Origin of the sequence: Vibrio ruber DSM 16370 (assembly GCF_900163965.1) — a bacterium.
Classification (GTDB): Bacteria; Pseudomonadota; Gammaproteobacteria; order Enterobacterales; family Vibrionaceae; genus Vibrio; species Vibrio ruber.
On record NZ_FULE01000015.1, the window covers coordinates 1 to 23554 of the forward strand.

General features: G+C 47.5%; 22 protein-coding genes and 1 pseudogene. 12 read left to right on the forward strand and 11 right to left on the reverse strand.

What is annotated here, in order from left to right; all coding sequences use genetic code 11:
- Positions 1-416: transposase (locus VR7878_RS05630; RefSeq protein WP_139344019.1), on the forward strand; the 416-nt coding region annotated here is incomplete at its 5' end.
- 561 nt (positions 417-977) lie between these two features.
- Positions 978-1985: a substrate-binding domain-containing protein gene (locus VR7878_RS05635; RefSeq protein WP_077334395.1), complete on the forward strand. Its 1008-nt coding sequence runs from the start codon at positions 978-980 to the stop codon at positions 1983-1985.
- On the opposite strand, the gene VR7878_RS05640 is transcribed toward VR7878_RS05635, so the two are convergent.
- Positions 1986-2510, reverse strand: coding sequence for a gluconokinase (locus tag VR7878_RS05640; protein WP_077334208.1), 525 nt, complete (start codon positions 2508-2510; stop codon positions 1986-1988). It lies immediately after the preceding gene.
- A 234-nt stretch (positions 2511-2744) separates the two neighbouring features.
- Here VR7878_RS05640 and ascF point away from each other — a divergent pair, with 234 nt between their 5' ends.
- The 3 genes from ascF to VR7878_RS05655 all read left to right on the forward strand — a co-directional run bounded on the left by ascF (position 2745) and on the right by VR7878_RS05655 (position 6922).
- A complete protein-coding gene (gene ascF, locus VR7878_RS05645) occupies positions 2745-4232 on the forward strand; it encodes a PTS cellobiose/arbutin/salicin transporter subunit IIBC (protein ID WP_077334210.1) in 1488 nt (495 codons plus the stop codon).
- A 65-nt stretch (positions 4233-4297) separates the two neighbouring features.
- A complete protein-coding gene (ascB, locus tag VR7878_RS05650; protein ID WP_077334212.1) occupies positions 4298-5728 on the forward strand; it encodes a 6-phospho-beta-glucosidase in 1431 nt (476 codons plus the stop codon).
- Between the two features lie 306 nt (positions 5729-6034).
- A complete protein-coding gene (locus VR7878_RS05655; protein ID WP_077334214.1) occupies positions 6035-6922 on the forward strand; it encodes a trypsin-like serine peptidase in 888 nt (295 codons plus the stop codon).
- 376 nt (positions 6923-7298) lie between these two features.
- On the opposite strand, the gene VR7878_RS05660 is transcribed toward VR7878_RS05655, so the two are convergent.
- Together VR7878_RS05660 and VR7878_RS05665 are read right to left on the reverse strand one after the other, a co-directional pair.
- On the reverse strand, positions 7299-7487 hold the full coding sequence (locus VR7878_RS05660; RefSeq protein ID WP_077334216.1) for a hypothetical protein: 189 nt from the start codon (positions 7485-7487) through the stop codon (positions 7299-7301).
- Positions 7488-7521: 34 nt separating this feature from the next.
- Positions 7522-11010, reverse strand: coding sequence for an acyl-[ACP]--phospholipid O-acyltransferase (locus VR7878_RS05665; protein WP_077334218.1), 3489 nt, complete (start codon positions 11008-11010; stop codon positions 7522-7524).
- 345 nt (positions 11011-11355) lie between these two features.
- On the opposite strand from VR7878_RS05665, the gene arfB reads away from it, so the two are divergent.
- The 3 genes and pseudogenes from arfB (at position 11356) to leuA (ending at position 13958) form a co-directional block, all read left to right on the forward strand.
- Positions 11356-11772 carry an alternative ribosome rescue aminoacyl-tRNA hydrolase ArfB gene (gene arfB / locus VR7878_RS05670; protein ID WP_077334220.1) on the forward strand — a complete coding sequence of 139 codons (417 nt, stop codon included), beginning with the start codon at positions 11356-11358 and terminating at the stop codon, positions 11770-11772.
- Between the two features lie 161 nt (positions 11773-11933).
- Positions 11934-12029: pseudogene (locus VR7878_RS20800) on the forward strand (IS5/IS1182 family transposase); the annotation flags it as partial.
- 255 nt (positions 12030-12284) lie between these two features.
- Entirely contained in the window at positions 12285-13958 is a 1674-nt protein-coding gene (gene leuA / locus VR7878_RS05680) for a 2-isopropylmalate synthase (protein WP_077334222.1), read from the forward strand.
- A 23-nt stretch (positions 13959-13981) separates the two neighbouring features.
- Here the strand turns inward: leuA and VR7878_RS05685 are convergent, their stop codons facing one another.
- Positions 13982-14758 (reverse strand): AraC family transcriptional regulator, encoded by a 777-nt coding sequence (locus VR7878_RS05685; protein ID WP_077334224.1) that lies wholly within the window; start codon positions 14756-14758, stop codon positions 13982-13984.
- A gap of 220 nt (positions 14759-14978) precedes the next feature.
- Between VR7878_RS05685 and VR7878_RS05690 the strand changes: the two genes are divergently transcribed.
- Complete coding sequence (locus VR7878_RS05690) at positions 14979-15431, forward strand: hypothetical protein (RefSeq protein WP_139344020.1); 453 nt, start codon at positions 14979-14981, stop codon at positions 15429-15431.
- A gap of 138 nt (positions 15432-15569) precedes the next feature.
- Here VR7878_RS05690 and VR7878_RS05695 read toward each other — a convergent pair whose 3' ends face one another.
- Positions 15570-16457, reverse strand: a complete 888-nt coding sequence (locus VR7878_RS05695; RefSeq protein WP_077334228.1) for a HEPN domain-containing protein — start codon at positions 16455-16457, stop codon at positions 15570-15572.
- Between the two features lie 206 nt (positions 16458-16663).
- On the opposite strand from VR7878_RS05695, the gene VR7878_RS05700 reads away from it, so the two are divergent.
- Positions 16664-17281, forward strand: coding sequence for an NUDIX hydrolase (locus tag VR7878_RS05700; RefSeq protein WP_077334230.1), 618 nt, complete (start codon positions 16664-16666; stop codon positions 17279-17281).
- 75 nt (positions 17282-17356) lie between these two features.
- On the opposite strand, the gene VR7878_RS05705 is transcribed toward VR7878_RS05700, so the two are convergent.
- The 3 genes from VR7878_RS05705 to VR7878_RS05715 form a co-directional block, all read right to left on the reverse strand.
- Complete coding sequence (locus VR7878_RS05705) at positions 17357-17779, reverse strand: type II toxin-antitoxin system MqsA family antitoxin (protein ID WP_077334232.1); 423 nt, start codon at positions 17777-17779, stop codon at positions 17357-17359.
- Between the two features lie 18 nt (positions 17780-17797).
- Entirely contained in the window at positions 17798-18118 is a 321-nt protein-coding gene (locus tag VR7878_RS05710) for a type II toxin-antitoxin system MqsR family toxin (RefSeq protein WP_077334234.1), read from the reverse strand.
- 86 nt (positions 18119-18204) lie between these two features.
- Positions 18205-18549, reverse strand: coding sequence for an AraC family ligand binding domain-containing protein (locus VR7878_RS05715; RefSeq protein ID WP_205409422.1), 345 nt, complete (start codon positions 18547-18549; stop codon positions 18205-18207).
- A 154-nt stretch (positions 18550-18703) separates the two neighbouring features.
- Here VR7878_RS05715 and VR7878_RS05720 point away from each other — a divergent pair, with 154 nt between their 5' ends.
- Positions 18704-19051 carry a nuclear transport factor 2 family protein gene (locus tag VR7878_RS05720; protein ID WP_077334238.1) on the forward strand — a complete coding sequence of 116 codons (348 nt, stop codon included), beginning with the start codon at positions 18704-18706 and terminating at the stop codon, positions 19049-19051.
- 147 nt (positions 19052-19198) lie between these two features.
- Here the strand turns inward: VR7878_RS05720 and VR7878_RS05725 are convergent, their stop codons facing one another.
- A complete protein-coding gene (locus tag VR7878_RS05725; RefSeq protein ID WP_077334240.1) occupies positions 19199-20584 on the reverse strand; it encodes an SLC13 family permease in 1386 nt (461 codons plus the stop codon).
- 289 nt (positions 20585-20873) lie between these two features.
- On the opposite strand from VR7878_RS05725, the gene VR7878_RS05730 reads away from it, so the two are divergent.
- Entirely contained in the window at positions 20874-21830 is a 957-nt protein-coding gene (locus VR7878_RS05730) for an AEC family transporter (protein WP_077334242.1), read from the forward strand.
- A gap of 66 nt (positions 21831-21896) precedes the next feature.
- Here VR7878_RS05730 and VR7878_RS05735 read toward each other — a convergent pair whose 3' ends face one another.
- Positions 21897-22805, reverse strand: coding sequence for a spermidine synthase (locus tag VR7878_RS05735; RefSeq protein ID WP_235862850.1), 909 nt, complete (start codon positions 22803-22805; stop codon positions 21897-21899).
- Positions 22806-22809: 4 nt separating this feature from the next.
- A complete protein-coding gene (locus VR7878_RS05740; RefSeq protein ID WP_059122261.1) occupies positions 22810-23436 on the reverse strand; it encodes a fused MFS/spermidine synthase in 627 nt (208 codons plus the stop codon).
- Between the last annotated feature and the right edge of the window lie 118 nt (positions 23437-23554).

A 23554-nucleotide genomic window follows, 5' to 3' on the forward strand; every position in this document is an offset into this window, starting at 1 on the left:
TGGTTCAAGGCAAAGATGATTATCACCGACTACTGACCATTCCAGGTGTAGGACAGCGAGTTGCTGCTGCGGTGCTCGCTTTTGTCAGTGATATTCATGCATTCAAAAACGGGCGGCAGTTTGCTGTATGGTTAGGCTTAACACCAAAACAGATTTCTAGTGGTGAGAGCAATCGAATCGGGCGGATGACAAAGCGCGGAAATCCTACTCTCAGGTATTTACTAATTTTGGGAAATCGAATTGTTCTCAATAATTGTACAAAGAGCGATACCCGACTCAATCGATGGCTTCGTCAGTTAAAAGAACGGATGCATAGTTGTAAATGTGTTGTCGCCTTGGCGAACAAGTTGGCCAGAATTATCTGGCAGGTATTAGTTCATCATGAACAATTCGATCATCAAAAAGCTTGTGCTTGAAGTGAATATACTCTAATAACGGAGCGGTAATATCAGTAAATGAATTAAAGCTGGCCAGTGTCTTGCCTTGAACCTCGGGAGTTAACCTGCCCATCCAGTGAGGCATATTTTCTGATTAGGCGGGCAAGACTTTTTGGATCTCATTTGGGCGCGATACATAGAGTATCAAACTGACGCCGGATATATGTTTAAGGCCGCGTTTCATTTTCAGGAACAACCGTCGATGGTGAATTTATGAGATGAATAAATACATTGAGGAAGTCTGAAAAATACTTTGATTTAGATGGAGTGACCATATAGGTTACTCTTGCATCTTGGCAAGAGTAACTGGCGCACTGAGCACCGATGCCTCTGAAATTGGGGAACGCAATTGTGCGTCAAACTTAGGCGTCAAATTTAGGTACCAAAAGCTGGAAAAACTCACCTTCCTCAATATAACCATTAATAAAACCCGATAGAAGCAGCGTTCTCAACCACCAGCACTTCTATCACAAGCAAACGCAAGGTAAGATAGTTTCCGATCTGATTTGCAGCCGATGAAATATGACCAAAACAACCGTTATGTCCCCAAAACCGAAAAAGAGCCGCACCACCTTACAAGACGTAGCCGATGCGGTCGGCGTAACGAAGATGACCGTCTCTCGCTACATGCGCAATCCCGAATCAGTGGCAAAAAAGACTCAGGAAAAAATCGCTGCGGTGATTGAACAGCTCGGTTACATCGAAAACCGCGCTCCGGCCATGTTGTCCCGAGCTTCGAGCAATGCGATCGGGGTGTTACTCCCTTCACTGTCTAACCAGATATTTGCTTCGTTTATGCAGGGCATCGAGACCGTCACCAAAGCCAATGGCTATGAAACGCTATTGGCTCACTTTGGTTACGATGAACAGGAAGAAGAACGTAAAATTGCCTCGCTGCTCTCTTATCAGGTGGACGGATTAATTCTCACTGCCAGCAACCATACCCCAAGAACCTTACAGATGATCCACAATGCCGGCGTCCCCGTGGTTGAAACGATGGAGCTGCCCCCTTCTCCCATTGATATGGTGGTCGGGCTGAATCATCTGGATGCCTCTTACCAAGTGGTGCGACGGATGATTGCCGCAGGGAAACGTTCGATCGCATACTTTGGTGCCCGTCTGGATACCCGAACGCATCTCCGGATGCTTGGCTACGATAAAGCCATGCTCGAAGCAGGGTTAGCAAGGCAACACATTCTCACCAAAGAACACTCCAGTTTTTCGCTGGCCGGTGATTTACTGGATCAGGCGATACAACGGTACCCTGACTTAGACGGCGTTTTCTGTACCAACGACGATATCGCCATCGGCACCTTATTCGCCGCCCAACAGCGAGGGATCAAAGTCCCTGAACAGCTTTCGATTGTGGGATATAACGCTTTAGATATTGGTAAGACCATTCGCCCCAAAATCACCAGTGTCGATACACCCCGGTTTGATATCGGGCAAAAAAGCGCAGAGTTAATTCTCGCACGGCTCAAGAACGAACCGATTGCCAATCCTATAATTGATATGGGCTATATGATTCGTGAAGGGGAAAGTATTTAGTTACATCACCGCCGGCACTTGTGCCTTTTTAAGTTCAGTGATGATTCGTTCGACCACTTGCTCAATACTGCCCTCAATATTGACGACAATCGTCCGGGGCTCCTGATCGGGTCGCTCCAGCGTATCAAACTGGCTTTTCACCATATTATCTTTCATGAAATGACCTTGTCGCATCTGCATTCGTTCAAGGATCAACGCCATATCACCATCAAGAAAAACAAAAGTCACATGGTTGTTCCCCATGCGGATTTGGTCACGATAGTCTTTTTTTAATGCCGAGCAGACCAACACACCGTGTTCATCCTGACTTTCGAAACGCTGAGCAGCCTCGCGGATTCTTGCCAGCCACGGTTGACGATCAGCGTCATCCAAAGGCTGTCCCGCTGCCATTTTCTGAATATTGGCGCTGGGGTGAAGGTCGTCACCATCAATAAACTGACGCCCGAGTCGGTCGGCTAATCGCGCACCAATCGTGCTTTTACCGCAACCGCAAACCCCCATCACGACAATACTGCTACCTGACATACTCAATCCTCATCACAAATTTGCGCATGATCTCATTTTTGAAATTCACGTCAAAATTAGGGTTTACCCAGTTAACTTTACCGGTAATATGTTACCGGTAACCTAAAGACCTGTAAAGTCACTTGCTCAACCAATTTAATAACAGAACAGATGGATTTTTCCGGCTCAGATCTTTCATCAAAGTCGCACGAATCATCAATGAACATCACCGGGAAGCGTTTCTAGGAGAGAAAAATGTCCAATAATTACCAGACAATCGCTCAATCCGTTGTGACCAACGTGGGAGGAAAAGACAACGTCTCCGCCCTGACCCACTGTATGACACGACTACGTTTTGTACTCAACGACGCGAGCTTGGTTGATATCGCGCAACTCAAAGCAACCCAAGGTGTCATGGGTGTTGTGGATAACGGCGATAAAGTACAAGTGATCATCGGTAACGAAGTGGCCGTTGCATACAAAGAAGTCATGGCATTGATTGACCTTGATGGCACATCTCCCACCGCTCCTTCTGCAACAGAGAACAAACAGAAACTGACTGCCAAAGTCATCGGTGCGAAAATGCTCGATGCGCTTGTCGGCACCATGTCACCGCTCATCCCGGCGATTATCGGCGGATCGATGGTCAAGCTGTTAGCGATGGTGTTAGAAATGAGCGGTTGGGTTGAACCCAACGCTTCAACATTGATCATTTTGAAAGCCATTGGCGATGGTGCGTTCTTCTTCCTGCCGGTGATGGTTGCCGCTTCCGCATCGATTAAATTTAAAACCAATATGTCCTTGGCAATTGCGATAGCCGGAGTGCTGATTCATCCCAACTTTATCAACTTGATGGCTCAGGCTGCGCAAGGCCAGCAGGTCGATCTGTTCGGGGTTTCGATTACCTCGGTAAAATACACCTACACCGTCATTCCGGCACTGGTGATGACTTGGGTGTTGTCATATATTGAACGCTGGGTAGACCGGATTACGCCGGTGGTAACCAAAAATTTCCTCAAGCCGATGCTGATCGTATTGATTGCCGCACCGATTGCCATTGTGATCATAGGCCCGGTCGGCATCTGGATCGGGACAGCTATTTCAGCGGTGGTGTATACCATTCACGGCACCCTCGGCTGGTTATCCGTCGCGATTATGGGGGCATTATGGCCGCTGCTGGTACTTACCGGAATGCACCGCGTGTTTACCCCGACGATTATCCAAACCATTGCTGAAACAGGTCGTGAAGGCATGGTGATGCCGTCTGAAATCGGCGCGAATTTAGGCATGGGCGGCGCATGTTTAGCCGTCGCTTATAAAACCAAGAGCACCGCACTCAGACAGACCGCACTCGCAGCCGGAGCCTCAGCGATTTTTGCCGGAATCTCTGAACCGGCGCTGTATGGGGTCCTCGTCCGCTTGAAACGGCCACTGATTGCGACCATGATTACAGGATTCGTCGTCGGAGCACTCGCCGGAATGGGCGGCTTAGCCAGTCACTCAATGGCGTCACCGAGCCTGTTTACCAGCGTGCAGTTCTTTGATGTCAACGACCCGATGAGTATTGTGTGGGTGTTTGGGCTGATTGCTCTTGCGATTGTATTGTCGTTCATTCTGACGCTGGTACTCGGCTTTGAAGATGACCCGCAAGTCGATGATGACCAGATGGTCAGCACTGAGCCACAATCTGCGGCCAGCCCGTCTGACAATGGCAAAGTGACATCACCCCAAGCAACCGCTTAAACCGTATTAAAGCGATTCAAGTCATCTGTGCATCCGGATGGCTTGGATTATTGAAGAGGAAACACATGTCTGATCTGCATTTTCCACCAGATTTTCTCTGGGGAGGCGCGATTGCCGCCAACCAGTCTGAAGGGGCCTACCTTGCGGACGGTAAAGGATTAACCACCGTGGATATGATCCCATACGGTGAAAACCGGCTGCCGATTAAACTGGGGCAAGTCTCCAGCGTCACACTCAGTGAGGATGAATTCTATCCCAGCCATCATGCCATCGATTTCTATCACCGCTACCGTGAAGATATTGCCCTGCTGGCGGAAATGGGGTTCAAAGTATTCCGCCTGTCGATTGCATGGAGCCGTATCTACCCCAATGGTGACGATGCCGAGCCCAACCAAGCCGGCTTAGATTTCTACCGAAACGTGTTTCAAGAGTGCCACAAGTATGGCATTGAGCCACTGGTGACCTTATGTCACTTTGATGTGCCGATGAATCTGGTCACTCAATATGGCTCATGGCGCAATCGCAAGATGATTGAGTTCTTTACGCGTTATGCCCGCACCTGTTTCGAACACTACCGCGGCCTGGTCAAATACTGGCTGACCTTCAACGAGATCAATATCTTACTGGCAAGTCCGTTCTCGGGAGCCGGATTATTGTTTCAGGACGGCGAAAACCACGACCAAGTGAAATATCAAGCCGCACACCATGAACTGGTTGCCAGTGCGCTGGCGACCAAAATCGCCCATGAAGTTGACCCGCAAAACCAAATCGGTTGTATGCTCGCCGGGGGGAACTTCTACCCTTATTCCTGTAAACCGCAAGATGTCTTTACCGCAATGGAAAAAGACCGTGAAAATTTATTCTTTATTGATGTACAGTCTCGCGGTTATTACCCGGCCTACAGCCAGCAAGTATTTGAGAAAAAAGGTGTACAACTGCAAACCGAAGCCGAAGATTTTGAGATTCTCAAACATACTGTCGATTTCATCTCCTTTAGTTACTACGCCTCGCGCTGTGCATCTGCCGATATGAATGACGGCAATACCAGTGCCGCCAACGTGGTGAAGTCAATTCGCAACCCGCATTTACCCGCCAGCGACTGGGGCTGGGTGATCGACCCGCTCGGACTGAGAATTACCATGAATACCCTGTATGACCGCTACCAGAAACCGCTCTTTTTGGTCGAAAACGGTTTAGGTGCCAAAGATACCCCGGATGAAACCGGCAACATCAACGATGACTACCGGATTGACTATCTGCGCCAGCACATTCAGGCGATGAGTGATGCCATGCACGATGGCGTGCCATTGATGGGTTTTACCCCTTGGGGCTGTATTGACTTAGTGGCGGCATCCACCGGCGAAATGAGTAAGCGCTATGGTTTCATCTATGTTGATCGTGACAATTTAGGCCAAGGCACCTTGAACCGGACACCGAAAAAATCGTTCTACTGGTACAAAAAAGTCATTGCCAGCAACGGACAAGATATCAGTTAACAGCAGACCGGGTTTGACAATCCTCTTCTCCCCCCTGTCTCCCCCTCGGAGAAGGGGGTTGTTTCTTTTTGCCCATACAATCCTAAAAATCCATCTGTTGATTCCTCACCCAAAGCACCATCATCTCTACTTCACATTATTTTCATTCATTATTTGACTTGTATTTTTATTGATATATACAGTTATTTTCATAATAAAATTTATACAATCAATTTCATAATATTAAGCTATGAATAATCTGTAGAAGTGGAAGTAGAAGTGGAAGTCTAACTATTAACTTAATCAACTAAACAACAGGGAAATGTCATGTCAAACAAACTGATCCTAGCTACTTTACTATTACCTGTTTTCGCGTTTGCTCAAGACGATGTAAATGAGTCTGAAAGTTTTCAGGTCAGTGAAAAACAAATCAATACTGCCGTTGAGTATTGGACTCCGGAAGCGATGGAAAATGCGGTACCTTATCCAACCCCGGAGATTTCAGAGGAAGAGTTTAAAGCACTCCAAGAGTTTCCAATCGAAGATGCGCCCGAACAAATCATCGGCGAAGAACCAGAAATTTTGGGGACCCCGAGCAGGGCTGATGTTCGTTCATCGCCATACAACAAGGGTGGAAAGCTATACTTTACTTTGAACGGGAATAACTATAGCTGTTCCGCTCAATTTGTCGGCAGCACAAGTGTTGTGATGACTGCGGCTCATTGTGTCAGAGCGACAAGCGGTGCCTGGGCGTCAAATGTCGTATTTCGCAGAGCTTATTCTAATGGCGGCGGCCAAGTCGTTGGTACCAGATGCCTAAGCACAAAAAGTGGCTGGGTGAATGGGGGTAACGGGCGTTATAAATGGGATTACTCATTTATTAAAACCAATGCTAACTCAAATGCAGGATACATGCGGTTAAAAACCGGAATCCCATATTCTCAATTAGTTTCGATTGGCTATCCTAGTAACTATGGTAGCGGTAAATATATGTACAAAGTTACAGGCACCAAGGGTCAGATTACCGGTGGGGTCGTTGAAATGCGCGGTAACCCTATGCGCAGTGGCAATAGTGGCGGAGCGTGGCTCGGTAGTAACTATGCTGTCGGGTTGAATTCTTTCCATTATAGAGGTAATAACTCTGATGAGTGGGGCCCATACTTTGATAGTAACACCGCCAACCTGTATCAATTCGCTTCTAACGGGTGTAAATAAACATGACAAAGCCAGCCTTTGAAGTAGATACTGACCTCAGATAATGTCAGATTGCAGTTTGTATCGGGTGCGTCCACTTTTCACAGGCGTTGAACGTCTCTGCATATCGCTATTGATGCTTAAGCAGAGACGTTTGCCAAACGATAGCCTCTTTCCACGGCATCATCATGGGTTACTCTCGTCAGATCTTTGCTTTAGCGCGTGCGGACTTCTTACCTAAATCACTCGCCGCGGTAAACATCGTTCAGATGCCATGCAAGAAGGCAATGAAATGCTTCAAGTTCCAACTGAATCCTAGAATTCTTACGAGGACACACACCAGAAGTAAATCCATTCCTTGAGGTGCGTGTCCTGCTTATTCTCTTCAGGATATTTGTTATATCTCCTGTTCCATGCAAGTTTCCCGTTCTATCAGCTGTTCTGCTTTTCTACTGATCTCGATAATCCCTTTTTGCAAAGCAGACACGCCTTTATAGTCAGCCAGCAAGATTGAAGACAGTGCAAGGACAGCGAGATCAGCCATGTCTAAAATGTATTCTAATTCTTTGATTTTGTTTATTTTCATTATGTTCACCTATCTATTTGACGTTTTGTGCTATTTATCCTATTTGCGCCAGTGCCAGATTTTTTGCGGCGGAGAAATCGAGCTTGCCGCTGCCCAGGAGGGGAATATTGGCGACTTGCATGATTTTATTTGGCAGCATCAGAGACGGCATTCCTTTCTGGATCAGGATTTTTTTCACTTCAGCCGGTTCTAAATTCAGATCAACTAGCATAATGATCTGTTCTCCTTTCTTCTCATCCGGCAGATTCACGGCAACCAGTCCGGATTCCGGTTGATCGAGCAGTTCACGGGCACACTGTTCAACAGCCCCAAGACTTACCATCTCGCCACCCAGTTTGGCGAAGCGTGAATAACGATCAACGATAGTTAAATAGCCGTCACTATCCAGATAACCTTTGTCTCCGGTTTTGTACCAACGTTGGCCGTCCAGTTCAGCGACGACTTCGGCCGTTTTATCCGGGTCATTGAGATAGCCCTGCATGATCTGAGCGCCACCGATCAGGATCAGTCCGTCTTCACCGGCAGGTAACGGCATCAGTGTCACAGGATCCACGATCTTAAATGTGGTTCCGGGAAGTGCCAGACCAACGGTTCCTTCACGGGCGGCTTCCTGAATAAAGCCTTCACGACGAACCAGATGCCCCGGCAGGTTGACGCTGGCAACCGGCGTAGTTTCGGTGGTACCGTATCCTTCGAGGACAGGCACCATAAATTTCTGCTGGAATGCGGCTTTGATCTTCGCGTCTAATTTTTCAGCACCGGATACCACAGCTCTGAGTGAGTTGAACATCATGGGATTGATGCGACGGTTACGCTGATACATGCCTAAAAATGTCGAGGTTGCACACATCAGGGTAGCTTCATATTTGGCGACTGAACGGGCAATATTCAGGCTATCGGTCGGATCCGGGTGGCAGATGACCGGAATCCCTTCAATCAGCGGTAACATGCCGGTGACTGTCAGACCAAATGCATGGAATAGTGGCAGGGTCGCCATGATTTTATCGTTGCTGCGGATATTCAGCACATCCGAAACCTGACGTAAATTGGCCAGAATATTTTTGTGGCTGAGCATGACGCCTTTTGGCGCGCCTTCACTTCCCGAAGAGAACAGGATTGCCGCGGTATCTTCCCGTTGTTGTTGCTGACAGAGTAATCGGCTAATCCAACTGGCAGGCAGTGTTTTGACCGCCAATAACATCATCAGTTGTGCGGGCCGGCCGAGACTGGCTTTGAAATCTTCCAGATAAAGTACACGACAGCCGTCAAGGAGGGTCTGGCAGTCAATGCCGCGTTTTTCCAGTCTGGCGAGAAAGCGTCTGGAAGTGACGATACTTTCCACTGCCGCATTGTGTTTTGCACTGCGCAGCGCTTCCGCTGAAGCCGTGTAATTGAGATTGACTACGGTTTTCCCCGCCATCATCGCTGCCAGATTACTCATTAGCCCGGCACTGGAAGTCGGGACCAGCAAGCCTAAATTCTGTCCCGGCAGATGCTGAAGTTTACGCTTGAGCAGCAGACTGCCGACCAGAAAGCGGCTATGCGTGATTGGTTGACCGTTGCTGTCCGCGACTGCCCACTGGCCGGGATGGTTTTTCGCCGTTGCGATCCAGGCTTCAGGAAGCGTTCCCAGCGTGTCGGCATATTCATTCCAGGTTGCGACGGACATTTCAAATACCTTCTGTTTCACTTCCGTGGCGGTTGAATGGATATCCATCGCGGTTCCGAATGCGATAATGACATCTCTTTTTATCCCGGTTTTTCTCACTTTTGCCAGACGTTTGCTGGAACGGGAGAAGAAACTTCCCCACATCCCGCGCAGATAGAACGGAATAATCACACCACGGGCATCCTGACAGGCACGTTCAAAGCCTTTTTTAAATTCTCCCAGTTGACCAAGATAGCTGATACGACCTTCAGGAAACAGACAGACCACTTCACCCTGATTCAGGAGGTCGGTTATCTTGTTTAATGCTTCACGGCTTTTGCCGGGAGCAATCGGAACCACCTGAAACAGATCGAACAGCCATTTGAGATACCAGCATTGGTAGATAGTCTGATCCATAACAAAGTGTACACGTCTCGGGGATGCCATCTGCACAATTGCCCAGTCCAGCCAGCTGATATGATTACCGAGCAGCAGCGTTCCCTGACCGGCTTCCGGCAGATTGTTGAACCCCAACACTTGCAGACGGTATTTGCGGCCGAGTAATTTGGTCATCACCGAACGGACCAGAACTTCCGGTAGCAGAATGATGGCTGCCAACGCAACCAAAGCACCAAGGCCGAATAATCCCCACAAGATATAGCTGACATCGAGTTCCTGCGTTGTGAACGCGACCGTGACTGCCAAACATAACAACATGCCGACATTCTGAATGAAATTATTTCCGGCCAGAATTTTACCGATCTGGTCTTCTTTCGCGTGGAACTGAATTAATGCGTTGAGCGGGACCAGCATAAATGAGCCGCCGATACCGATAGTCAGGAAAATACCGCCAAGCAAAACCGATGAGGTGACCTGTGGCAGCAGAAATAGTCCAGCACAGATAATCAGAGCACCAGCGGGGATCAGTGCCAGATTAATGTGATTGACGGAGTGTTTTGAAGCAAATGAAGAACCAAGCATCATACCGACAATCGCCATCGCAATAATACTTTGAATGATAAAGGTATTATCCATAGCAAGGTGGCTTTTGGCGTAGGCTGGGAAAGCAGCAATCATTACCTGACTGATCGAAAGAAACAAGGTTAAGCCGATGACTGATTGCCAAATCGCTTTTTTCTGAAACAGAAGGGTGAGATTCCGGCCTAACGTTTTACCCAGAATGTAATCTTTCCAGATAAATACGGGTTCTTGTATCTGAGGCCGAGCACCATCCTGAGGTGTGTGTCCCCGTAAGTGATCTTTTCCCGGTAAGCGGAAAGCCAGCAGACACTCGATCAGAGAACCAATGACCAGTAACCAGCCTAATGGGGCGATGTCCTGAAGAATCGCTCCCGGCTGAAGCGGGGTTTCAGGGGATAATTTCAGTTCGAACAGTGCGGAAAAGACGGCGCTCCCAGCAAGAATGGCAATCATTGAAACCGCCTGAACCCAGGCGTTGCCGTTGCTGAGTTTTTCTGCGCCGACCAGCTCTCGGATGTAACCATATTTTGCCGGAGAATAGAGCGCACTCTGCACTGCGAGAATAAACGTCAGGGCAAAGGATGCATAAAACCAGCCCTGATAATAGCAGAGGGTAATCATCAGAGTGATGAATACCGCACATAAGGCGCTGATTTTCATCACTTTGGTTTTTGCATAACGATCCGACAGATAGCCGGATGGGGTAAAGAGTAATACAAAAGGGAGCAGAATCAGTGCATTGACGATCGCAGTCATCAGCACCTGCTGGTGATCTGACAATGTTTTGAACAGGGTATTCTGCACGACGATTTTATGGCCTAAATCGACAAAAGCGTTCATGAAAGCAACCCATAGGAAGGTGACAAAACCTCTGACAGTGGTAGCGTTATTCATACTTATTCTCCAATTTAATCGAACAGTGTTCAATTGATGGATAGAATTTAATTGAACACTGTTCGATTGTAAAGGGAATTTTTGCATTATTTTTACCGGAGAGATTAACCAACGCCTACCCCAATATTCTCACACGGTTGTCTCTGCCTCAGCAGGAATACCTCAAACTCAGCACCAAGCTGGAAAAGAAACCCAGACTCAGGGTTGCTTCAACCGAACGGCTTAATCTCGCGAAACAACAACTCAAGAAGCAGAGAATACTCGGATAAGCTCATTTAAAGCTACTGTTGCGTTTCAAATGACGATATTATTGCGAATAAAATAGCCATAAACGAAGCCTAAAGCATGTTAACTATCTCTAATACGGTCATTCTTGCAGAATGGGAAATTGAAATGACTGCTATCCGAGCCATGGGGAACGGTGGGCAAAATGTGCAGAAGGTATCCTCAGCCATTCATTTACGTTTTGATATTCAACGTTCGAGTTTACCCTCAGTATACAAAGAAAGATTACTCGCTCTCAGTGATTCTAGAATTACCAAAGATGGCGTTGTCGTGATCAAATCACAAACCTATCGAACTCAGGAACAAAACCGACTTGATGCATTAGAACGTCTTAAAGGACTGATCCAATCCGTCATGGTGGTACAAAAGCGTCGGCGAGCGACCAAGCCAACCAGGTCATCAAAACTCAAGCGCATAAATACTAAAAAGAAGATGGGACAAAAGAAAGCCTTACGAGGTCGAGTCAACGAAGACTGAACGACTAGCTTGATATGACAAAATAAAAAACCACCGACCAGTTTAGCCAAAGAACCTCTGACGAGGACACACCCCCTACCAAAAGATAAAGCATAAAAAATAAAACCGAACCCCGTCGCATTTCCCTAGGGGCTGTCGATCTTTCGTGATGGTTTTTTGAGCGGCATAGTGTCGGCGCGGCGACACCAGATAGTGAATGTATTGGAAAAAGTCGTGGTGGAAACTCTACAAAAATTCATTTGGTCGTGGATAGCGGTGAGATCAACAGCCCCTAAGAATTGAGGCTCTGCAAGTCTATATAGACAAGACTTATCATATGCGTAATTCGAGCCAGCCTCTGAAATCTATAAGCCTGATTGTGCGTCAAAAATCAGAGCCGAAGACTGGGAAAATTAAAAATTGAGGTGACTGTTTTGTCCAGAACCCGACGATTCCTGTCAACTTCTGTTCAGATATGATTCACAAACCCTTCTAGCATGAATGTTCCCTTTTCAAACCGATGGACAATTCATATGTTAGACACCCCTTCAGACAAATACGTACCCGCACCGGTGATCCGGTTTCCGCAAAGAACATGGCCGTCAAAGCAGTTGACACAAGCACCGCGTTGGTGCTCGACCGATTTAAGAGATGGTAATCAATCGCTGGCGAACCCGATGAATATCGAAAAGAAACTGAAGTTTTTTGATCATCTGGTTGCGTGTGGCTTCACAGAAATTGAAGTGGCATTTCCCTCCGCCTCACAAACGGATTTCGACTTTGTCCGCCAACTGATCGAAAACGCCTTGATTCCTGATGATGTCACCATTCAGGTCATCACCCAATCCAGACCGGATCTGATTGAGCGAACCATCGAATCGCTGATCGGTGCTTCCAAGGCGATTGTTCACTTATACAACGCCACTGCGCCCGCTTTTCGCGAGATAGTGTTCAACCAAGATCAAGTGGCCACTTTAGCGCTGGCAGTCAAAGGGGCACAGCAGATCCGGGACTTGTGTCAACAGCATCCCGAAACGCTCTGGACGCTGGAATACTCACCGGAAACATTTAACTTTACCGAGCCGGAATTTGCGCTTGAAATCTGTCAGGCCGTAGCCGCAGTATGGCAACCGTGTGCGTCACGGCCATTGATTATCAACCTGCCAACCACAGTGGAACGCAACACGCCCAATGTGTTTGCCGATCAAATCGAACACTTCATCAACAACTTTGATTCTCTGGATCATGTTACTGTCAGTATCCATCCGCATAATGATCGCGGTACCGGGGTGGCCAGTGCTGAACTGGCAATGCTCGCCGGGGCGACACGGGTCGAAGGCTGTTTATTCGGCAACGGGGAACGCACCGGCAATGTTGATTTGGTGACACTGGCTTTAAATCTCTACTCACAAGGGATCAACCCACAATTACGCTTCGACGACATTCAACAGACGGTTGAACTGGTCGAACAGTGTAACGAGCTGCCGGTGCATCCGCGCCATCCTTACGCGGGCAGACTGGTGTTTACCGCGTTTTCCGGCTCTCACCAAGATGCAATCAAAAAGGGATTTGCCTACGCTCAAGGCGCCTCACCCAACCACTGGAATATCCCCTATTTACCCATCGACCCGATGGATCTGGGATGCTCTTATGAAGAAGTGATTCGGGTCAACAGCCAGTCCGGCAAAAGCGGGGCAGCGTGGTTACTACAACAAAATCACGGCTTACACCTGCCCAAAATGCTTCAGGTCGATTTAAGCCAACGGGTCAAACAGCATACCGACAGCACCGGGCGCGAAATGAACATTGCCGAATTATGGCAACTGTTCCGCACAGCCTATGGCTTAGTTCACCAGCCGGTGATGAGCCTGCAACGCTATCACACCCACCCCGCCGCAGGCGGACAACAGATTGAGGCACAGATCCGTTACTGCGAGCAAGAGATCGTCTGTGTCGGCAGTGGTATCGGGCTGATGTCGGCCTTATTAACCGGATTAATGCAGCAATTTGACTGTCAGGCCAATGTGGTCGATTACCACGAACATACGCTGGGCACCCAAACCCACAGTAAAGCGGCGAGTTATGTTCAGTTGCAGTCTGCGAGGTCGAATGTGAGTATTTTCGGCGTCGCTATTGAAGAAGATGCCACCAAAGCCTCGCTACAGGCACTACTGAACGCCTATGCGCAGCTCATACAGGCGAGCTAGGTCAGGCATCAACATCAGTGCGCTCACTCACGCGCCACAGGCAGGATCGGCGGGCAATATTCACTCGGTGACAACCCGGTGCGGCTTTTAAACATGGCGCTGAATGCACTCGGGCTGTCATAGCCAATGGCTAAGGCGGTATCTAACACGCTACAGCCGCTGGCTAACAGTTCTAACGCGTGGAGCAAACGCTTCTGACGTAACCATTCGGTAAAGGTTAATCCCAACTCTTGCTGAAAGCGCCGGGATACCGTTCTCTCACTCTGGCCGAGTGATTTGGCAGCATCAGAAGTCGTCCACGGATGGGAGAGACGCTCCGAGAGATTACGGCAGAGCGTGATCAACGCTTCAGAACTCGGATGAGGCAAATAAAAATCGATGGGATTCAAACGACGTAATTCGTCCAGAATCAATTCAAAAATACGTTCTTCCCGGGTGCCTGCCATACGGACATCCGGGAGAGCAACCGCTTCAACAATTAAGCAGGTCAGCAACGGGGAGGCCGTCGATAACACACAGGTATTCGGCAGATCGGCCCGCGCCATCGGATCGACAAACAGTGTGCGAACCCACACATCGCCGGTAATTCGCAGACTATGAGAGACCCCTGCCGGGATCCACAACCCCTTATTCGCTGTCACCACCCACGCGCCCGCTTGGGTATCGACACGAATCACCCCATTGAGAGCATGTAAAAACTGGGCACACTGATGAATATGAGGCGCTTCCACGTCCCCATGAGAATAATTATGGGCATAGGCAATAATTGGCGACCCCAACGCTTCATCACAAAATTTCATCACTCACCCGCTCATCCGACCCGTTTCAGGTATTTAAAGCCAATCGGCAGCAGGTTGTCAAACCCGGTATTGGTGCATTGGATTTATCAATATGACTGGCAAACATTTGGCGATGCTATGGGTTCTGTGCCGAAAATCGTTCGCTATAGAATCCGTTCTGTTGCAGAACCCATGAGTTGGTATACTGGCGGAAAAGAAGGAGAATTCTGGAGATGTATCAGTGAAGCTGCGTTATAGCCTTTTTTATCTATTCATCATGCTGTTGATGAGTGGTTGTGCGAATCGGGTCAATAGTGTTCAAGCACTCACTCAATGGGACAAAGCTTACGGCCAGTGTCTGGCGCAAGAGCAAAATAGTTCGGTCAAATTCCCCGAAGACGATGCTTGGTTTCATTCACTCAGCGCAATTCAGCAGAAACATGTTGTGCTGTATATTTATCAGGAAAAAATGTACCAATGCTCGGCTCAACAACAGGCTCAGCTTAAGCAAGCACTCACTGCTGAACATAACAAAACTCTACTCAAACTCTTTGATGAAATGGGGTTTTTGAGTACACCGGATAAAACGCTGGTTGAGAATCTTGATTCTGCCCAACTGCACAGGCTAAGCCAAAGTATCTCCGTTTTCAATTTGGGTAAAGTTGCTGAGCAGCTGCATTTTCGGGAAAGATGAGCACGGTGATTGCTGAATGATAGAAACAATAAAGCGGGCTATAAAAAGAATTTACTCAGAGTAGTATGTGAAAAATATTCAGCAGTGTGAAAAGTTCTAATCGAATGGTGCCCGACAATGTTCAACCCAAGCACCATCTCAATTGAGATCATTCCCCAACCGCGCCAGACACTGCTGCTCCACCAGTGCTTTTAGTTTCTCAACTTCGCTTTGTAAATAGGCCAGCTCTTCTGAGGTAATTTCATAATGCATTGAATAACGCGCATCGATATAAGCGCGTTGCAAACGGCGGAAGCTGCGGCGGTGGAATTTATCGTCCATCGGGAAAATGTCGGCAAACGCGAGCTCCTGACTGGCACAGTATTTTTTCAGCTTTTCAATATTATGTGTTTTCGGCAGATAGTTGGTCAGCACCAGTAAGGAACAGGCAAAAAAACGTTCTGTCGCTTGATGTAAAAGGAAAGCCGATTGCGCAAGCTTTTGTTTATCCAAAGAGAATTGAAATAATTCAAGGAAATCAGAAGCGCTGGTAAACCAATGATCATAATGCTTTTGCGCAATTTGATGCATTTCTGCTTCACTCAAATTGCCCGGCTCGTCCAGCGCTCTTGGTGTCGCGGCAAAGATTTCTATCCCTTCCTGACGGATATCCTTAAAAAAGTAGTGACCTTGCCGCAGCTGTTCATTAACTTCCTGCCAAGTGTGAACAATCAAACCTAACGGCGCACTTTTCACTTTACGGTCGATCTGTTCTTCTGCCCGGCGCCAGATTAAATCTTCTTCCACCAGCGCGGGCTGATTCACAATCACCAAGATGTCATAGTCGCTGACATAACCATTCGGAATATCACTTACCCAACCGCCTTTGGCATGGCTGCCGAACAGAATGATTTTCAGAATCTTGAACTCAGACTTACTCCCCTGCTTGTTGGCGATAAAATCATCCAACGTATCGCGCAGAATGGTCGAAATCAGCCCCAGCTCGTGCTGTTTTCGTTCAGGGAGGTGGTCGAGAGCAGTCTTCATATTGAATGATTTTAACCAGTTAGCCAATAATGCCTCTAGTGTGGCGAGGTGCCGGACAAATGTCTATGCCTTTGTCCGGGGTTCACCGGAGCAACGGTTTAAATCTGCGAGTCAGGACCAAATATGGTCTTTCCTTCAAGAACATTACGCCTTATTGTGTCTCTGAAAAGCAACCGATATGACGTTAACTTTTTCAGGAGGAAATAATGAATCAATGGCTTCAATGGGCAAAGCAACTTCAGGCAATAGGTCAAGCCGGTCAAACGTATTCAAAAGATAAGTTTGATTTGGAGCGCTTCAATGATATTGCACATATCTCGCATGAAATGCTGGCTAATTTAAGTCATACCCCCGTAGAAAAAGTAAAGCATCTGTTTATTCCTGAATCTGGTTATCCCACGCCAAAAGTTGATTTGCGCGCCGGGGTAATCCGGGACAATAAGATACTACTTGTTCGTGAGCGGGAAGATAACAGTTGGTCACTTCCCGGTGGATGGGCTGATACCTGTGAAACACCGTCACAAGGCATTGTCCGTGAAGTTCTGGAGGAATCAGGTTACGTTGTGAGTTCACCGAGACTGGTTGCAATACGAGACCGGGATATCCATCCCTATAAGCCGAAATATCCATTCCATATCTACAAAATGTTTTTTCTCTGTGATTTTGAATCCGGTAGTCCTGCAATTAATATTGAGATTTCAGACATCGATTTTTTTGAACGCAGCAAGTTACCAAATCTTTCGGAAAGTCGTGTTTTACAAAGTGACATTGAACTCATGTTTGAACATTATCATCATCCCGGTCGTGAGATTTGCGTCGATTAAAGAGGCAGGTTTACCGTACAAGTTTAGAACGAACATAATGGCGGGCGGTACTCAACATTCTGTGCCCCCCATCAGTCACGGTGCTGAATGCCCGATTCCGGCCTGTTTTAATAGGTCTCGATAAACGATAGGATGCTTTAAAGCTTGTTTAATTAGTTTATCCATCGCAACACTCTGAGAAACCTCTCCTCTTTCATACTTCGAAAAAGCATTTCTCCCCCCACCAAAAACCAGCGACGCTTGCTCTTGAGTTAAACCCAACGTCAATCTGGCTTCGGCAATTTCTTTAGCGCTGAACAGGCCATCATGCACTTTTTTCGCATCCCGAATCATTCTGTCATTTTTTATGATTTGGTCTTTAGAGATGAATTCTCGCTCACATGCATGACAAACAGAGAACTCAATCTCAACGCTTAAGGTGCTACCTTTATAAGTTATTTCTTCGTCAGCAGTTAAGATCTCAACTGAATGACTTTTACAAACTTTACATTCACCCATTACTTTAACCCTCCTCAATTAAAATTGAGGTAGATGAAATGATGCCAGCTCAACGACTAAATAATTATCGATCAGGCTGAATTTCACATACAACTCATCAACTCGTTCTTTATCAAAAACAACTTTTGTATAGCGACAAATGTACTCATCATCTGGCGGCCCAATCGCTCTATAATGTGTTTTTTTAAAATCGCGCTCCGTCAACTGACACAAACAGTCTGCGACATCACAAATCTCGTAACCTAAGTTTGCAGCATCCCGCTGTACCTTTCTGCCTCGATATTCAATATTCAATTGTTGAGCTGCCTTTCTTACATCTTCAAGACGGTACTCAGCCACAATGACTCCAATATAACCATAATGGTTAGTTTAATACAACAATTACAGTATGTAAAAATTAAAAAAGATACTGCTTATCTGTATATCTACACATAAACATCAGACACATCTTTCGTCATTAGAAAAGTCAGATCAATTGCGGGCAAGAGAAATGCGTGTGAGTACTTAAATTGAGCAGCATCGGCAATCGCCTCAACCGCATCCGCCGTATCAAAATGCAGAATGAACCCCTGCACCGCAGCTAATATGGTCGCCTTGTGTGAGCAGTGTTCGGGAATCCACCCCACGGAACCGGGTGTGATCGGCCATTGAGCGGTGTCCGTTTCAATGATGATCATGCCGCGCTGTAACCAGTAAAGCTGGCCGGTTGGGTGCGCATGCCACGGCGTTTCGTGCCGTTGTCTGTGATTGAGAGGGGAGACATCCATCATGTTGATATCCATCCATATGGCCGATTAGCCATATAATATGGCAAAACATCGATAATCACACAATTGATCTGTCCTGTATCTTGTTTTGACTCCCCAACAAAAAGGTTAAAAACATGAATACTCGCCAACTAGTGCTACAGCATTAACAGACGTGATGACCCACCCCAAGCATGAAATACACATCATCAGAACCTATTTTGCTGAGCATTATCATCAGGTTGTGAATGGAGAACATTTGGATTTCAATCACTTCATCAATCATCTGGCATTACTCAAACAAGAAACAAGGCAGATCTCGCTCACGGTGCTCGCAGCGGCCTCTGAGGGTAATACGGTTTTGACTCACCATCAGGTGACGGCAGAGAAAGCAGATGGTACATATGCGACATTTGAAGTGCTGGCACACTTTACCGTTGCTGACGGCCAGATCATTCGCTGCGAAGAATTAACCCGTACGCTCACCGGCTCACAGAGCGATCAGGACTTAGGTAGTCAGTATTAAAACGAGACGCAGGCGTTCTCACCAAACGACGAGAACCGCTTAAAGTGAGAACCACTTGAAATAGAGTGAAGTATAATCAAGGGCGCATTCAGCGCCCTTGATTGTGCCGATCTGAATCATCAGCCGGAATCCGTCTGATAGCATGCCTTACCAGAAGAACACCGCGATCAACGTGAGCAGAATAATACAGGCGATATTTAAGTAGATACCGGCTCGCATCATCTCCGACTGCCGGATATGACCCGAGGCAAACACAATCGCGTTGGGCGGAGTTGCCACCGGTAACATAAATGCACAGGATGCCGCGACCGCAATTAACACCGAGAGCAAGACCGGTGAAACGCCGAACGCTTCCGCGACGCTGGCAAACACTGGGATCAGCAATGCTGCACTGGCGGTATTACTGGCAAATTCGGTCAGAAACACCACAAATGTTGCGATAATCACCACGATCCACAGCAGCCCGAGGTTTGAAATCAGACTGCTCAGTTCGTGGGCAATGAATACACTGGTGCCGGTCTGCTTGAGAACATTACTGAGACAGATACCACCACCGAACAGCAATAACACCCCCCAGTCTGCGGTTTTTTCAATCTCTTTCCAGTGGACGACCCGGGCGAAACTCACCAGAATAATCGCACTGAGTGCAATGATGGTATCAAACGATTTAAATCCGCCCAGCATCGCGTTGATCGGTTTACTGAACACCCAGAAGAACACCACCAGCGCAAAAATCCCGAGCGTGACGACCTTGCCTTTATCCCAGTCAACCGGTTCGTGGTTCAGCTCAAAATGGCCGGACAGATCCGGTTTGAGCAGCAGGTAAAGAATCCCAATCATCACCGGCAGCATCACTACCGTCGTTGGCAAGCCAAATTTCATCCAGTCGGTAAAGGTTAAGCCGACTTGGGCGGCTGCAATCGCGTTTGGCGGACTACCGACCACCGTCGCAATCCCACCGATACTGGCACTATATGCAATGCCTAACAGCACGAACACATAAGTTTTATGCCCTTTGTCTGCATCAACTTTACTCAGAATACCCAGTACCAGTGGCAGCATCATCGCGGTGGTTGCGGTATTGCTAATCCACATCGAAATCACCGCAGTGACGATAAACAACATGAAAACCGCGACACTCATTCTGCCTTTCGCCATCAAGAGCACCTTATCGGCAACCACTTTATCCAACCCTTGCTGGTGCATGGCTGCGGCTAACGCAAAGCCCCCCAGAAACAGATAAATAATCGGGTTGGAAAAGTAACTCAGCGCGGTGGTGGTATCAAATACCCCGAACAATACCGAAATAACAGGTACCAGAATCGCAGTCACAGTGACATGCAGCGCTTCGGTTAACCATAACACCGCAATAAAGGAGAGTAAGCTGATCCCCAATACCACATCGGGCTGAAACGGCAGGTTAAAATAAAGCAGCAGAAACAGCAGGATATCGACAAAGATGATGATACTATTACGGTTAAAAAACCATTCTCGGGTGTTTGAGGGGAGAGGGACATTATCGTTTTTATTCATTAGACTTCCTTTTTATTTGGGCTAATTTGAACCTCAGCAATCCGGTGGGAAAGGTCAATATGAGATGACCATCCATTGCAAACGGTTGTGAGTCATTATTCAATAAATAAAATAAGCAATAAGCGACATAACAATTAATGACATAACCCATACCTTGGTTCTGTTACGCGAGTCAATAAAAGCGGTTGTCCCAGTAAAAATGATACCAATTTCGTTCATCGACCGGCTATTCGGTGGTCATCATGCCAGAGAGCATGAATCATAGCTTTATTTTTCAATCAGGAGCATTATGGATTTACTACAACAACAACTGCAATTTTCTCTGTCAGTGACCGGCCCGATCTGTCTGATGCTCTTTTTAGGGATTTATTTTCGCCGTAGTCAGCTCATCGATGACCATTTTATTGAAGTTGCATCGCGTCTGGTATTTAAAGTCACGCTCCCGGCATTGCTCTTTCTGAGTATTGCCAACTCGTCACATGATGTCACCACCGGTGGCTCACTGGTGCTCTATGGGGTCGCCTCTAATTTCGCTTTTTTCCTGTTGATCACGCTGGCGGTCAAATGTTACTTCAAGCGCGCAGCGGATCAAGGCGTCATCATTCAGGGCGCGTTTCGCGGTAATAGTGCGATTATCGGGCTGGCTTTAATTACCAACGCATATGGGTCTGACGGCTTGGCACAGGCCGCTCTTTACGTGGCAGCGCTGACGCTGCTGTTTAATGTACAGGCGGTGTTCACACTCACGCCGAAGGGCAGTCAGTCCGGAATGAAGGCTCTGATCATTGTGGTCAAAACACTGACCAAAAATCCGCTGATTATTGCCATTTTATTAGGACTCGGCTTCTCTCAACTCAACCTGACCCTACCGGATATCGCCGGTACAGCCGGACAGTATTTCGCCGATATGACTCTGCCATTAGCCCTGATTTGCGGTGGCGGATCACTGGATATCCGTCAGCTCAATCATGATAAAGCGCCAGCATGGTCAGCAACGGCATTCAAACTCCTTGCCTGTCCGATTCTGATCACCTTCGGTGCATGGGTTTGTGGGTTCCGGGGCGCAGAACTGGGAATTATCTATTTATGCAGTTCCACACCATCCGCTGCCGCCAGCTATGTGATGGCACGCGCCATGGGCGGCAACGCGACACTGGCCGCCAATATCATTGTGCTGACAACCTTATTGTCGCTGTTAACCACCACACTCGGGGTCTTTGTGCTGTCATCACTGGGATTGATTTAGCATCAAGCCAAAAACGAACAGGCAGTCTGTACAGACTGCCTGTTTTACATCAAGCATAGCAAGACATCACAACAGATTGGCCGGTGAATACTGATCGGTTAAAGGACGGGCCGTGCGATCCCAGTCCGCTTTGGTGGACATCAGTGCCGGATAGCGATCAATCAGGACATTATACGGTGCCAACGACTTGACCAATGACTTCGCCCGTTGCTGCATCACTTGCCGGGAAGGGAGCGCCTGTTTGCCATTGCCGACGATGATGATCCGGTTACCGTAATTTTGTTCCTGTTTGATTTTAAAATTGAAAAACGGGCCAAACACCTGACGATATGTCTCGGATTCATGCGCATACAGCCGGCTCGACGACCAGGTATTTGCCACCAGTACACCATCTTCGGTCATCAGTCGTTGCACTTCCTGTAGATATTCCCGGGTCATTAAATGCTCCGGAATGTAATCGCCGGTAAACGCATCGAGAATGATGAAGTCATATTTTTTCTTCCGCAGCAGCGCACGTTTGACAAAAACACGCCCATCCGCGACAGCCACCGAAGTCTGCGGGGTTTCTTGAAAGTGGAAGTAATCCCGCGCCACTTTGACCACGCCCGGATCTAATTCGACAATATCCATTTCAGCGTCCGGGTAAAGCTGCGTCAGCACATTCGGAATCGAAGCACCGCCCAACCCAATCACAAGTATCCGCTGCGGATGAGGGTTGAGTAACAAGCCGCCCATTACCATCTGACTATATGAATAGACCAGCCGCTGATCGTGCTCGTCCTGATACTGGCACGTCTGGACACTATCGCCCTTCACCAACGCAAACACCAAGCAACGCAAACCATCTTTTTCGACCACCGCAATATCCCGATAAAGCGACTTCTGGGTATAAATCACTTCACTCTGGGCGGAAAATCCAATCAATAACATCACAACGGGCATCCAGATACGCACCGATAACATCTTCTTCAACATCACTTTAAGCCTCTGCAACCACCCGGGGAAACCGGACATAGAATGCAACCACACCGCCGGCACACAAAATACCAATCAAACTCAATAAGATCGTATTCACTTCAAACCACAACACCAGATAAAACGACGTCAAGAGCGTTCCTAGTGCGCTGCCCAAGGTCGAGACGAAATAAAGCTTACCGGCAACTTGCCCGCTACGCCCGGAATCACTAATCAGTAAGCGGATCGAATAAGGCGAAATCATGCCTAAAATCAACGTTGGCAGGAAAAACAGCAACAGCGCTGCCACCAGTGAGCCATAACGCGGGTCCATGATCCGGATAAAAACCTGTTCCATCACCGTATCGCCCCAAAACACCAACGGCAGTAAAGTCACCGCACCACACAGATAAAGTAAACTGAATTTGCGTAAAGAAGGCGAATGCATCGACCATTGTCCGCCCAGCAGATAGCCAGCCGACAAGGCCACCATGAAAATAGTGATAATACTGCCCCACACATAGATGCTACTGCCAAAATAAGGCGCCAGAATCCGCCCTCCCATCAGCTCGACCGACATAATGCAAAAGCCGCTGAGAAATGCGAGTAAAAAAATAAACCGATTCTTCAACAATCCATTGTCAACCGTCATATGATTCCTATTGTTTATTACCAAATGAAAAATCCACCAGAGCTATAATATTCGCAGGAATCATTCACATAGCAAGTCAAATATCTATGACTTGCTGTACTGAAAGCACATATCCCTG

Coding starts and splice junctions, on each gene's coding strand:
- VR7878_RS05635 (WP_077334395.1), top strand. CDS start 978: ATGTCCCCAAAACCGAAAAAGAGCCGCACCACCTTACAAGACGTAGCC.
- VR7878_RS05640 (WP_077334208.1), bottom strand. CDS start 2,510: ATGTCAGGTAGCAGTATTGTCGTGATGGGGGTTTGCGGTTGCGGTAAA.
- ascF (WP_077334210.1), top strand. CDS start 2,745: ATGTCCAATAATTACCAGACAATCGCTCAATCCGTTGTGACCAACGTG.
- ascB (WP_077334212.1), top strand. CDS start 4,298: ATGTCTGATCTGCATTTTCCACCAGATTTTCTCTGGGGAGGCGCGATT.
- VR7878_RS05655 (WP_077334214.1), top strand. CDS start 6,035: ATGTCAAACAAACTGATCCTAGCTACTTTACTATTACCTGTTTTCGCG.
- VR7878_RS05660 (WP_077334216.1), bottom strand. CDS start 7,487: ATGAAAATAAACAAAATCAAAGAATTAGAATACATTTTAGACATGGCT.
- VR7878_RS05665 (WP_077334218.1), bottom strand. CDS start 11,010: ATGAATAACGCTACCACTGTCAGAGGTTTTGTCACCTTCCTATGGGTT.
- arfB (WP_077334220.1), top strand. CDS start 11,356: ATGTTAACTATCTCTAATACGGTCATTCTTGCAGAATGGGAAATTGAA.
- leuA (WP_077334222.1), top strand. CDS start 12,285: ATGTTAGACACCCCTTCAGACAAATACGTACCCGCACCGGTGATCCGG.
- VR7878_RS05685 (WP_077334224.1), bottom strand. CDS start 14,758: ATGAAATTTTGTGATGAAGCGTTGGGGTCGCCAATTATTGCCTATGCC.
- VR7878_RS05695 (WP_077334228.1), bottom strand. CDS start 16,457: ATGAAGACTGCTCTCGACCACCTCCCTGAACGAAAACAGCACGAGCTG.
- VR7878_RS05700 (WP_077334230.1), top strand. CDS start 16,664: ATGAATCAATGGCTTCAATGGGCAAAGCAACTTCAGGCAATAGGTCAA.
- VR7878_RS05705 (WP_077334232.1), bottom strand. CDS start 17,779: ATGGGTGAATGTAAAGTTTGTAAAAGTCATTCAGTTGAGATCTTAACT.
- VR7878_RS05715 (WP_205409422.1), bottom strand. CDS start 18,549: ATGATGGATGTCTCCCCTCTCAATCACAGACAACGGCACGAAACGCCG.
- VR7878_RS05720 (WP_077334238.1), top strand. CDS start 18,704: ATGACCCACCCCAAGCATGAAATACACATCATCAGAACCTATTTTGCT.
- VR7878_RS05725 (WP_077334240.1), bottom strand. CDS start 20,584: ATGAATAAAAACGATAATGTCCCTCTCCCCTCAAACACCCGAGAATGG.
- VR7878_RS05730 (WP_077334242.1), top strand. CDS start 20,874: ATGGATTTACTACAACAACAACTGCAATTTTCTCTGTCAGTGACCGGC.
- VR7878_RS05735 (WP_235862850.1), bottom strand. CDS start 22,805: ATGTTGAAGAAGATGTTATCGGTGCGTATCTGGATGCCCGTTGTGATG.
- VR7878_RS05740 (WP_059122261.1), bottom strand. CDS start 23,436: ATGACGGTTGACAATGGATTGTTGAAGAATCGGTTTATTTTTTTACTC.